Origin of the sequence: Bradyrhizobium sp. 170, assembly GCF_023101085.1 — a bacterium.
Taxonomy (GTDB): domain Bacteria; phylum Pseudomonadota; class Alphaproteobacteria; order Rhizobiales; family Xanthobacteraceae; genus Bradyrhizobium.
In genome coordinates this window covers 6688800-6701062 of record NZ_CP064703.1, presented here as the reverse complement: position 1 = coordinate 6701062, position 12263 = coordinate 6688800, and the positions used below count along the sequence as shown (strand labels likewise).

Here is a 12263-nt window from a genome sequence, read left to right as displayed (position 1 = left end):
TTCAAGCAGGGACGCCGATCCGTGCCGGACGCAGACGGCAGGATTTCCTTCGTTGGGCAGATGGTGGTAGGACGGCTCGGCCATCCCATCCTGCCCACCGGTGTTTCCCAAACCCTTACCCGATGAAGAACGACCAGATTCTCAGCCAGATAACGGAATTCTGCCGCCAGGCCGACATGGCGGAGACGACGTTCGGCCGCCGGGCGGTCAACGACGGCAAGCTGGTGCACCGGCTGCGTGAGGGCAAGCGCATCACCATCGACACGCTGGACCGCATCCAGGCCTATATCGCCGCCTCCACGCCGGGCGGGCTGCCGCCGCCCCGAGGGCTCGAAGTGCCGCCCGAGAAGCGCGACCCCCGCGGCAACTTCCGCTTTTTCGAGAATCGCCAGAAATACCTGCTGTTCGTCCACACCTGCAGCGAGAAGCGGGTGATCGCCGAGCGGGTGGCGCTGGAGTTGTCCAGCCTGCATCCCCGCCCGCCGGCACTTCGGGTATTTGACGCTGGCGTCGGCGACGGCACGGTGCTGGCGCGGGTGATGCGCTCGATGCATGGCCGGTTTCCCCATATGCCGTTCTACATCGCCGGCAAGGAACTCAGCCTGGAGGACGTTCGGCTGACGCTCGACAAGGTGCCGGACCGGCTGTTCGAGCACCCGGCGACCGTCGTCGTCCTGACCAACATGCATTATGCCGAGGCGCCTTGGCTGACGCCGGCCTCGCCCGCGGCCGCCGCCGGAATGATCTGGCATGAGGTCGCCCTGCGGGGGGCCTCTTCGGGGGAATTCGAGACCCAAATTACCGAATTGGGGCCGTTTCTGGAACAAAACTGGCGGGCCAACATCAGCCCCAAATCGGGCATGCCGATCTATGAACGCCCGGTGGCGCTGGTCGTATACCGGGAGGACCACCGGTTCCTGCTTGATTCGATCATCCCCCGGGCGGGCCGAACCGAGGCCAATTTCGACCTTGTGATCGCTTCCCAGCCCTATCGGGCGAAATCCTCTGTGAATTTCCGCGCCAAGCGGATTATTGCGCCGCTCGCCCGTTCCCTGCGGGCAGGAGGCCGTTTGATTGGAATTCACTCCCACGGGCAGGATCCGGGCCTGGAAATCATCCAGTCGGTCTGGCCGGGAGAAAATCCTTTCGCCGTGAGCCGTCATGAGCTATTGCGCGCGGTGAAATACGAGCTGGGATCGGCCGGACGCGACCTTAACTTTAATGCGTACGCCGATAACCGTTCCATCTTCCGTTATGATATGGAAGCGCTGCCCAACGAGGTCACCGGCCAGATCGGAACCTCGACGGCCTTTGCAGCGTGGAATGCGGCGGTGTATGTCGCCCAGATCGAAGACGACCGGTTGACGGAAATGACTGAAAACAGCCGAACCCTCGATGCCACCAGAGAGGTTCTGCGCAAGCATAATGGGCTTTGGTTTTACGACGAATCCTACGTCATTTCGCGCCGTCGCGACTGACATTCCGGGATAATCACAGACAGCCGCCGGCATCCGGCGGGAAACAAGGGGTTGTTGATGCGCGCGTCCTATCTGTTCACCAGCGAGTCGGTTTCCGAGGGTCATCCGGACAAGGTTTGCGATCGAATCTCGGACGAAATCGTCGACCTGTTTTACCGGGAAGGGCCGAAGGCAGGCATCGATCCCTGGCAGATCCGCGCGGCCTGCGAAACGCTCGCCACTACCAACAAGGTGGTGATCGCCGGCGAAACCCGCGGCCCGGATTCGGTCACCAATGAGCAGATCGAAAACACCGTGCGCGAGGCGATCAAGGATATCGGCTACGAGCAGGAAGGTTTTCACTGGAAGACCGCCGACATCGAAATTCTGCTGCATCCGCAGTCCGCTGACATTGCGCAGGGCGTCGACGCCAAGCAGCCCAGCAATCAGGAAGAGGGCGCGGGCGACCAGGGCATCATGTTTGGCTATGCCTGCAACGAGACCCCGGACCTGATGCCGGCGCCGATCTTTTACGCCCACAAGATTTTGCGGCTGATTTCCGAAGCCCGCCACTCCGGCCGGGAGAAGGTGCTGGGGCCGGACTCCAAGAGCCAGGTCACCGTGCAGTACGAGAACGGCAAGCCGGTCGGCGTCCGCGAGATCGTGGTCTCGCACCAGCATCTGGTGGAGGACCTGACCTCCAATCAGGTTCGCGACATTGTCGAGCCCTATGTGCGCGAGGCGTTGCCGAAGGAGTGGATCAACGGCAAGACCATCTGGCACATCAATCCGACCGGCAAGTTCTACATCGGCGGTCCCGATGGCGATTCCGGCCTCACCGGCCGCAAGATCATCGTCGACACTTATGGTGGCGCGGCCCCGCATGGCGGCGGTGCGTTCTCGGGCAAGGACCCGACCAAGGTCGACCGTTCCGCCGCCTATGCCGCGCGCTACGTCGCCAAGAACGTCGTCGCGGCCGGCCTTGCCGACCGCTGCACGCTGCAGCTTGCTTATGCGATCGGCGTGGCGCGTCCGCTGTCGATCTATATCGATACCCATGGCACCGGAAAGGTGCCGGAGGACAAGCTCGAGAAGGCGGTCGCGCAGGCGATGGATTTGACGCCGCGCGGCATCCGTACCCATCTCGACCTCAACCGGCCGATCTACGCGCGTACCTCGGCCTACGGCCATTTCGGCCGCACACCCGACAATGAAGGCGGCTTCTCCTGGGAGAAGACCGATCTGGTCGAACCGCTCAAGCGTGCGGTCTGACTTTCTCCGTAATCGTCTCGCGTATTCCGGAAAGCTGAATGCTTTTCGGAATACGCTTTTTAAGGGATCAACCGCATGACCGCTGCCGCCAAGAAGCCTGCCTTTACCGACTATGTTGTGAAAGACATTTCGCTCGCCGAATTCGGCCGCAAGGAAATCTCGCTGGCCGAGACTGAAATGCCCGGCCTGATGGCGACGCGCGAGGAATACGGTCCCAAGCAACCGTTGAAGGGCGCCCGCATCGCCGGCTCCCTGCACATGACGATCCAGACCGCGGTCCTGATCGAGACGCTGGCAGCGCTCGGCGCCGACATCCGCTGGGTCTCGTGCAACATTTATTCGACGCAGGACCACGCGGCAGCCGCGATCGCCGCCGCCGGCATTCCGGTGTTCGCGGTGAAGGGCGAGACGCTCGCCGAATACTGGGACTACACCGCAAAGCTGTTCGACTGGCACGGCGGCGGCACGCCCAACATGATCCTCGATGACGGCGGCGACGCCACCATGCTGGTGCATCACGGCCTGCGCGCCGAGAACGGCGACGTCGAGTTCCTCGACAAGCCGGAGTCGGAAGAAGAGGAAGTGTTCTTCGCGCTGATCAAGAAGCTCCTGAAGGAAAAGCCGAAGGGCTACTTCGCCGAGATCGCCAAGAACATCAAAGGCGTTTCCGAAGAGACCACTACGGGCGTGCACCGGCTCTACAATATGGAGAAGGAAGGCAAGCTGCTGTTCCCCGCCATCAACGTCAACGACAGCGTCACCAAGTCGAAATTCGACAACCTCTATGGCTGCCGCGAGTCGCTGGTCGACGGCATCCGCCGCGGCACCGACGTCATGATGTCCGGCAAGACCGCGATGGTCGCGGGCTTCGGCGACGTCGGCAAGGGCTCGGCCGCCTCGCTGCGCCAGGCCGGCTGCCGCGTCATGGTCTCCGAAGTCGATCCGATCTGCGCGCTGCAGGCGGCGATGGAAGGCTATGAAGTCGTGACCATGGAAGACGCCGCCCCCCGCGCCGACATCTTCGTCACCGCGACCGGCAACAAGGACATCATCACCATCGACCATATGCGCGCGATGAAGGATCGCGCCATCGTCTGCAACATCGGCCACTTCGACAACGAGATCCAGATCGCAGGGCTCCGTAACCTGAAGTGGACCAACATCAAGCCGCAGGTCGACGAGATCGAATTCCCCGACAAGCACCGCATCATCCTGCTGTCGGAAGGCCGCCTGGTGAACCTTGGCAACGCGATGGGCCATCCGTCCTTCGTGATGTCGGCGTCGTTCACCAACCAGACGCTGGCGCAGATCGAGCTTTGGGCCAACAACAAGGACGGCAAGTACGAGAAGAAGGTCTACGTGCTGCCGAAGACGCTGGACGAGAAGGTGGCGCGGCTCCACCTCGCCAAGATCGGCGTCAAGCTGACCGAGCTGCGCAAGGACCAGGCCGAGTACATCGGCGTCAAGCCGGAAGGCCCGTTCAAGGCGGATCATTACCGGTATTGATTTCAGCCAGGATGCGCCGCTGCAGGTGTCGTCCTGAGGTAAACACCCGAGCCTCAGAAAGCCCCGGAGCGATCCGGGGCTTTTTGCTGGTCGGCCGCACAATCTGTGACAGTTGAAATTCAACAGTAAATTTCGATACAGCCTGTATCGCCGCGGCAACCTGACAATGCGAGTTGCAATTTCTACCTGCTGCCCATTAGATCTGAAAGCAGGGAGATCGCCATGACCGAGGCAACTGAACATTTCGACGTGCTGATCGTCGGTGCGGGCCTGTCCGGCATCGGCGCGGGCTATCACCTGCAGGAGAAGTGCCCCGGCAAGAGCTACGTGATCCTCGAGGGGCGCGACTGCATCGGCGGCACCTGGGACCTGTTTCGCTATCCCGGCATCCGCTCCGATAGCGACATGTATACGCTTGGCTATTCGTTCAAACCGTGGACCGAGCCGAAGGCGATCGCCGACGGTCCGCGGATTCTGAATTACGTCTGCGAGACCGCTGTCGACAACGGCATCGACAAGAAGATCCGCTTTCACCATCGCGTCAAGCGCGCGTCGTGGTCGTCGCCGGATGCGCGCTGGACGGTGGAGGCCGAACGCAACGTAGGCGAGGGCGCGACCGAAATCGTCAGCTTCACCTGCAATTTCCTGTTCATGTGCTCGGGCTATTACAAATATGAGGAAGGCTACACGCCGGAATTTTCCGGCACGGCCGACTTCGCCGGCCAGATCGTGCACCCGCAGAAATGGCCCGAGGATCTCGACTACGCCGGCAAGCGCGTGGTCGTAGTCGGCTCGGGTGCTACCGCCGTGACGCTGGTGCCGGAGATGGCCAAGACCGCCTCGCATGTCACCATGCTGCAGCGCTCGCCGACTTACGTCGTCGCACGGCCGGCTGAGGATGCGCTCGCCAACAAGCTGCGCAAGAATCTCTCCGCGAAGCTCGCCTATCACATGATCCGCTGGCGCAACGTGCTGTTCGGCATGTATTTCTTCCAGCTCTGCCGGCGTAAGCCGGATCGCGCCAAGCAGTTGATCCTCGGCGGCGTCAAGATGGCGCTGGGGCCGGAATACGACGTCGCCAAGCATTTTACGCCGCGCTACAATCCCTGGGAGCAGCGGCTGTGCCTGGTGCCCGACGGCGACCTGTTCAAGTCGATCCGCGACAAGCGCGCTTCCGTCGTCACCAGCGAGATCGATACCTTCACCAAGGGCGGCATCAAGCTCAGGGATGGCAGCGAGCTCGAGGCCGACATCATCGTCACCGCGACCGGGCTGAACCTGCAGGTGCTCGGCGGGCTTGAAGTCAGCGTCGATGGCCGCACGGTCGATTTCGCGCGAACGCTGAACTACAAGGGCATGATGTATTCGGACATTCCGAACATGGCCTCGGCGTTCGGCTACACCAACGCGTCGTGGACGCTGAAATGCGATCTCACCTGCGAATATGTCTGCCGTCTGATCAACTACATGGATCGCAACGGCCACAAGCAGTGCATGCCGCACAATGTCGATCCTGACGTCACGGAACTGCCGTCGCTGGATTTCTCGTCCGGCTACGTGCAGCGCTCGATCGCTAAACTGCCCAAGCAGGGCTCGAAGCGGCCGTGGCGGCTGTACCAGAACTACGCGCTCGACATCGTCACGCTCCGCTACGGCAAGGTCGACGACGGGGTGATGCAGTATTCGTGAGCGGTTCCACCGCGCGAGGTGCGTTCCGGCGCCCCATGCGTTATTTCGCGTATACGTAGGCGAGCGCGAATCGTTCAAGGTTCCCTCACGGTTAACGCCGGATTAACCGGCGTCCCTATACGCTGCGCGGCTTGTGGCCCCTGACAGCACGAGGAAGCCCATGGACGCCCAGCGAATAGCCGTCGATGCCATCGTGGCGCTGACCGATTGCGACCGCGAGGCGGCCGCAGCCTTCATCCGCAAGTTCTATCTGGCCGGAGTCAGGGACCCGAAGCGGCTGACCTTCAAGGGCCTGCAGGCGCTGCGGAGCTGAGGCTTCAGCGGCCGTCATGCCCCGCGAAGGCGGGGCATCCAGTACGCTGCGGCTTACCGATTCAATCACTGCTGCCTCTGGAATACTGGATCACCCGCCTTCGCGGGTGATGACGGCGGTTATCGTCATTGCGAGCGCAGCGAAGCAATCCATACCTCAGTCCGTAGGATGGGTGGAGCGAAGCGATACCCATCGCCATGCGCACCGGCATTGATGGGTATCGCTTCGCTCCACCCATCCTACGATAGACACACATTCGCCTTCTCGCGACACAATGCGCCCGAGGGCAGGGAAGACCGGGTGCTTGCTGCACCCGCGGTCTCGCGTGCGATTTGCGCAAACAAAAATGCACACGAGCATACAGGGCAGCGGGAACACTCCGGCCTTCCCTGCGCAATGGCTTTACGGCTTATAGCGAGCTCTCCCCGGTGAACGGCTCTTTTGCCACCGTCGCCCCCAAGAAGCATGCTTCTCGAAGAACTTGACGCCAGCACCGCGACGTCAGGACCACACGACTTCGCCGTACGCGTCCGGCGCGTACGTCTATCGCGCCATTTGCGTCCATCGCATCTCACCGCACGTTCGTGACGATCGCGAGCCGCCCCTCAATCGGGTGAGACGGGCGGAGTTATGCCGATGATTTGCTCTATAAGTTAAGCGGAATATTTTTGCGGGAAGGACTGGACAGGTTTTTGGTGATTTGCCCGTCGTGTTGATTTGTCGCAGTTGTGCGTCGAGATTTGTGCTTGCGCGTCAAGCAAATCAGTTTGCAGAGAAAACAAAGATTGTAGCGGGGATGAGGACCAGGAAGAGCCCCGGATGTCGCTTCGCTCATCCGGGCTACGCCAGCTACGCTTGCTTGCACATGTTTTGTAGATGACGCAGAGCTTCGTCGGCTCTGTGCTCCGGCACAAATAAATGATCGTGATAGAAGGCCGACACTGCATTCACGCTTATGCCGGCTTCCGCGAATCGACCGGTGATTGCCGCTAGAAAGCCTACCGCTTCAAGCGAGGAATGAACGGTCAGCGTGATCAGTCGCGATGCAAATTGATAAGGGAGCCCTGCAGCTTCGGCTTCCTCACGCCGTATGATGAAAGCCGTTCCTTCGCGTTCACGGAAAATGTGCACCGGCTTGAGCGTGGCTGGAATTTCCTTGTCTTCCGAAATGCTGCAAAAAACGAAGACGCCTTCGTGCATTTCGGGCTTCATATTCTGCAGCAGCGTCTTGAGATTGCGTTCGCCCGGCATGGCCGTGTGCTCTTTCAAAAGGGAGCCTGCAGACTGCGGGTTGGAGCGCGGCTTTGTTCAAGCCGCGCTCGATCTATTTCAGCAAGCAAGTAGCCCGCATGAGCCACCGGGTCGCGCGAATGCGCGCCGGCGACGAGCGCAATTGCGCTCGCACAGTGATGGCAGGCTTCGCAATATGCGGGAACATCGGCCGGATATCGCTTCCGCCTACGCTCTTTGAACTACGGCGGACAAGTCGCTCATCCGGGCTACGGTCAGCCTACGACGACTTCACTGATCTGGATGACCGGAGACTGGTCGGTATAGTTCGGGATGTCGCCCATGATCTCCTTGGCGTGAGGCCCGAAGCCGGCCTGGAAGGCCTCGATCGAGTCGCAGAAGATGTGACACATTCCGACATAGGTTGCGGGAGCGCCGGGGGCTCCGCCGGCCATGCCCTTGTCGACGGTGTAGGACTTGCACGCATCGCCCATGCGGGCCTTCACGAGGGGCATATGCTTGTCGCGGTAGTAATCGTGATCGAAGCGCCCGCCGGGCGTATTGGGATACATTACGCTTACCTTGATCATAGACGTCTCCTTCGATCCGACGTTCGCCGTTATTCTCCGGCAATATCCGGAATCTGCGGCAGTTTTGCGGATCTTGCAACCGGAGGGCGGCGGATATCCGGTGACCGGGGACAAAGCGGACGTTATTCGCCATCGCGCTCACATCCAAAATGACCCAAGGGGAACACTGGTAACGTGGAGTTGCAGTCCTTGACGTCATCCGAATTCGTGTCCATATGTCGGGAAATCGACACTTGGCCGAACGGCTGGGCCGCTTTGCCTTGCCACTGACGGGCGCGTACGTTTCAGACCCTTCCCCAAAAATCGATCAACCAACGAAGGTGCCGATCCCTCGGTGCCTCGAACTTACGTGCGCTGTCAGAAGAGGATATCTTTGTGCATCAGAGAGCTGTGCAGTGCGCTAACAGGCAAGACGGCCCTGGCTTCACTCAGCCTGCCCATGGCGGCGATGGGCACCTCGACGCCCGGCGCTGGAAGCGCATCTTGGGCAACTACAGCACCCCAAATCGGCTGCGCAGCGTTGCCGAGTTGGCGATCACGGCTTTGCCGCTCATCATGTTGTGGACCGCGGCCTGGTTCACGTTCTCCCTTGGCCATGCCTGGGCTTCATTCCTTATCGCGATTCCGGCCGCCGGCTTTCTCGTACGCCTGTTCATGATCCAGCACGATTGCGGTCACGGCACCTTTTTTGCCGGCCGTCTGGCGAACGACTGGGTCGGCCGCGTCATTGGCGTGCTCACGCTCACGCCCTATGACTGCTGGCGCCGCTCGCATGCGATTCACCATGCCACCACCGGCAACCTCGATCGCCGCGGTATCGGCGATCTCGATACGCTGACCGTGCGCGAATACCGGGCCCTTTCCTGGTGGGGTCGTCTGAAATACCGCCTTTACCGCCACCCGCTGATCATGTTCGGGGTCGGACCGGCCTATCTGTTTCTTTTGCAACAGAGGCTCCCGGTCGGCCTCATGCGCAACGGCTGGCAGCCCTGGGCCAGTACAATGGCAACCAATCTCGCGATCGCCGTCATCGTCGCGGTGCTCACATGGTTTATCGGCATCAAGGCGTTCCTGCTCGTGCATCTACCGATTACGCTCCTCGCCGGCACGGCCGGCGTATGGCTGTTCTACGTGCAGCATCAATTTGAGCACACGAGCTGGGAGCGCGACGAGAGCTGGAACCTGCATCAATCCGCGCTGCACGGCAGCTCGCATTACGACCTGCCGGCGCTGCTACGCTGGTTCACGGCCAACATCGGTGTGCACCATGTGCATCACCTCAGCAGTCGTATTCCCTATTACCGGCTGCCGCGCGTGCTGCGCGATTACCCTGAACTGCGTGACGTCGGTCGCATCACGCTCCTGCAGAGCTTTCAGTGTGTACGGCTTGTGTTATGGGACGAGGCGCAGCGCCGCCTGGTGTCGTTCCAGGAAATCAGGGCCCGGGACTTTCAGTAAACAGCGCCAAATCGCGCCGCACCATCGCCATAGCGGTCGCGGCTTCTCGCTTCGCTTCACCCATCCCACGCACCAGCAAACGCACCAAAAAAGCCCCGGACAGGTCCGGGGCTTTTCATTCGTGAGAGCTTGCAGGCGACCGTCTATTCCGGCTTGCCGATCGCAACCTTCAGCGTGCCGACGCCGTCGACGCCGCACTCGATCTTGTCGCCGGGATTGAGCTGGGAGACGCCGGCGGGCGTGCCCGTCATGATGAGGTCGCCGGCGGCGAGTTTTACCTGCTGCGAGAGCTGCCAGATGATTTCCGGCACGTTCCAGATCAGCTCGGTGAGATCGCCCTTCTGGGTTTCCTTGCCGTTGACCGTCAGCCAGATCTTGCCGTTGGTGGGATGGCCGATCTTGGACGCCGGCTGGATCGCCGAGCAGGGCGCAGAATAGTCGAACGACTTGCCGACTTCCCACGGCCGCTCTTTCTTGCGCGAGGCGAGCTGCAGGTCGCGGCGGGTGAGGTCGATGCCGACGGCGTAGCCGTAGACATGGTCGAGCGCCTTGTCGGCAGGGATGTTGAGGCCGCCGCTCTTCATCGCGACGATCAGCTCGACCTCGTGATGCAGGTCCTTGGTCAGCGGCGGATAGGGGATCGTGGCGCCGTCTTGCACCAGCATGTCGGCATGCTTGGCAAAGAAGAACGGCGGGGCGCGCTCGTCATTGCCCATCTCGCGGATGTGCTCGAGATAGTTGCGCCCGACGCACCAGATGCGGCGGACGGGATAAGAGCCGGTCTCGCCGACGACGGGAAGCGAGGGCTGCGGGGCTGCTGATATGACGTAGGAGGCTGCGTTCATGAAAAGGTCTCGGAAGGTTACAGGTGGAAATTCGGGAATAGCTCTACGCGCTTGCGCTGACCGGCGCCAGACTGGGATGGCCGGCATCGCGCTGCTGCAGGCGGAAGAACGAGGCGTAGCGGCCGCCGCGCCGCAGCAAATCGTCATGCAGGCCGCGCTCGACGATCTCGCCGCCCTCGACTACCAAAATGGCGTCGGCGTGCATGATGGTGTGCAATCGGTGGGCGATGACGATGGTGGTGCGGTTCTGGCAGAGATGCTCGATCGCCTCCTGCACGGCTTTTTCGGATTCCGAATCCAGTGCGGCGGTGGCCTCGTCGAGCAGGATGATCGGCGCGTTCTTGAGCAGCGCCCGGGCGACTGCGATGCGCTGACGCTGGCCACCGGATAGCTGGGTGCCATGCTCGCCGACGGGAGTGTCGTAGCCGAGCGGAAAGCCCATGATGAAGTCATGCGCGCAGGCGGCTTTCGCCGCCGCCACGATCTCGTCCTGCGTGGCGCCTTCCTTGCCGAAGGCGATGTTGGCGCCGATCGAGTCGCGGAACAGATAGACGTCCTGCCCGACATAGCCGGTCTGGGCGCGCAGCGAATGGCGCGATACGCCCGAGATGTCCTGGCCGTCGATCAGGATTTCGCCCTGCTTCACTTCATAGAGCCGCAGCAATAGCGCCAGCACCGTGGACTTTCCGCCGCCGGAGGGGCCGACCAAAGCGGTGGTCTTGCCGGGCTCGGCGACGAAGCTCATGGCCTTCAGCACCGGCTCGTCCGGCCGATAGGCGAAATTGACGTCGCGGAACTCGACCCGCGCGTTCGAGAGCTTCAGCGCCGGCTTGTCGTTGTCGGCAGGCTCGCTCGCCGGGCTGTCGACGATCTCGAGCAGCATCCGCGCGCCGACCAACTGGCTGTTGAGATCGATGTTAAGCCGCGCCAGCCGCTTGGCCGGCTCGGTCGCCAGCAGGAACGCGGTCATGAAGGAGAAAAATTGTCCGGGCGTGGCGCCGAGCGCCACCACGCTGTAGCCGCCATAAAGGAGGCAGCCGGCGACCGCAAAGCCGCCGAGCATTTCCATCAGCGGGTTGGAGCGATTGGAGACCCGCGCCATCTTGTTGGCGTTCTGCTCGACGATCGCGATATTCTCGTCGATGCGCCGTTGCATGGTCGCTTCCAGCGTGAACGCCTTCACCGTGCGGATGCCCTGCAGCGATTCCTGCATGGTCTCCATGATGTCGGCGCTGCCGGTGAACTGATTGTGGGCGAGGCCCTTGATGCGCTTCACCAGCTTGCGCAGGATCAGCATCGCCGGCGGCACCACCACGAGGCCGATAAACGACAGAACCGGATCCTGCGTCACCATCACGAATATCAGGCTGACCAGCAGCAGCACGTCGCGCCCGACCGCGTTGATGAGTAGCGTCAGGACGTCGGTGATGGATTTTGCGCCCGATGTCAGCCGCGCCAGGAATTCGGACGAATGCCGCGCGGAATAGAATCCGATGCTTTCACTCATCAGCTTGGCAAACAGCCGCCGCTGGTTGTTGGCGAGAATGGCATTGCTGATCTTCGAAAGGATCACGGTGTGGCCGTAGGTCGCCAGACCCTTGATGAACAGCAGCACCACCGTGACGCCGGATAGGATGGCGATGCCGACGACGTTCTTGTCGATATAGGCCTGGTTGATCACCTGGCCCAGGATATAGGCCGAACCCGCGGTGGCGCCGGCGGACACGGCCATCAGCGCGAACGCGGTCACATAGCGCCGCCAATAGACAAAACCCTGTTCCATGACGAGACGGCGAATCAGGATCGCCGCGCCGTAGGGATCGTCGGTGATTTTTCTGGTTGGTTTGCTTGGAAGTTCGGTCATCCGCGTTCCATTGACGGGGCCGGTAGACCGGCGCGTCAG

Annotated in this window: 10 protein-coding genes; 6 read left to right on the top strand and 4 right to left on the bottom strand. The window is 61.6% G+C overall.

Annotation, left to right across the window (positions count from 1 at the left end; genetic code table 11):
• Positions 1-122 precede the first annotated feature (122 nt).
• The 5 genes from IVB05_RS31350 (at position 123) to IVB05_RS31330 (ending at position 6237) form a co-directional block, all read left to right on the top strand.
• Complete coding sequence (locus tag IVB05_RS31350; RefSeq protein WP_247779889.1) at positions 123-1478, top strand: hypothetical protein; 1356 nt, start codon at positions 123-125, stop codon at positions 1476-1478.
• Positions 1479-1535: 57 nt separating this feature from the next.
• Entirely contained in the window at positions 1536-2729 is a 1194-nt protein-coding gene (metK, locus tag IVB05_RS31345; protein WP_247779888.1) for a methionine adenosyltransferase, read from the top strand.
• Between the two features lie 75 nt (positions 2730-2804).
• Positions 2805-4235 (top strand): adenosylhomocysteinase, encoded by a 1431-nt coding sequence (gene ahcY / locus IVB05_RS31340; RefSeq protein ID WP_247779887.1) that lies wholly within the window; start codon positions 2805-2807, stop codon positions 4233-4235.
• A 222-nt stretch (positions 4236-4457) separates the two neighbouring features.
• Positions 4458-5924, top strand: coding sequence for an NAD(P)/FAD-dependent oxidoreductase (locus tag IVB05_RS31335; protein ID WP_247779886.1), 1467 nt, complete (start codon positions 4458-4460; stop codon positions 5922-5924).
• Between the two features lie 160 nt (positions 5925-6084).
• Positions 6085-6237 carry a hypothetical protein gene (locus IVB05_RS31330; RefSeq protein ID WP_212421236.1) on the top strand — a complete coding sequence of 51 codons (153 nt, stop codon included), beginning with the start codon at positions 6085-6087 and terminating at the stop codon, positions 6235-6237.
• An 849-nt stretch (positions 6238-7086) separates the two neighbouring features.
• Here the strand turns inward: IVB05_RS31330 and IVB05_RS31325 are convergent.
• Positions 7087-7488 (bottom strand): ACT domain-containing protein, encoded by a 402-nt coding sequence (locus tag IVB05_RS31325; RefSeq protein WP_247779885.1) that lies wholly within the window; start codon positions 7486-7488, stop codon positions 7087-7089.
• A 254-nt stretch (positions 7489-7742) separates the two neighbouring features.
• On the bottom strand, positions 7743-8057 hold the full coding sequence (locus tag IVB05_RS31320; RefSeq protein WP_247779884.1) for an EthD family reductase: 315 nt from the start codon (positions 8055-8057) through the stop codon (positions 7743-7745).
• Positions 8058-8537: 480 nt separating this feature from the next.
• Here IVB05_RS31320 and IVB05_RS31315 point away from each other — a divergent pair, with 480 nt between their 5' ends.
• Positions 8538-9515 carry a fatty acid desaturase gene (locus IVB05_RS31315; RefSeq protein ID WP_247787153.1) on the top strand — a complete coding sequence of 326 codons (978 nt, stop codon included), beginning with the start codon at positions 8538-8540 and terminating at the stop codon, positions 9513-9515.
• Between the two features lie 143 nt (positions 9516-9658).
• On the opposite strand, the gene IVB05_RS31310 is transcribed toward IVB05_RS31315, so the two are convergent.
• Both IVB05_RS31310 and IVB05_RS31305 read right to left on the bottom strand, forming a co-directional pair.
• Entirely contained in the window at positions 9659-10360 is a 702-nt protein-coding gene (locus IVB05_RS31310; protein WP_247779883.1) for a fumarylacetoacetate hydrolase family protein, read from the bottom strand.
• Positions 10361-10403: 43 nt separating this feature from the next.
• Entirely contained in the window at positions 10404-12224 is a 1821-nt protein-coding gene (locus IVB05_RS31305) for an ABC transporter ATP-binding protein (protein ID WP_247779882.1), read from the bottom strand.
• Positions 12225-12263 lie beyond the last annotated feature (39 nt).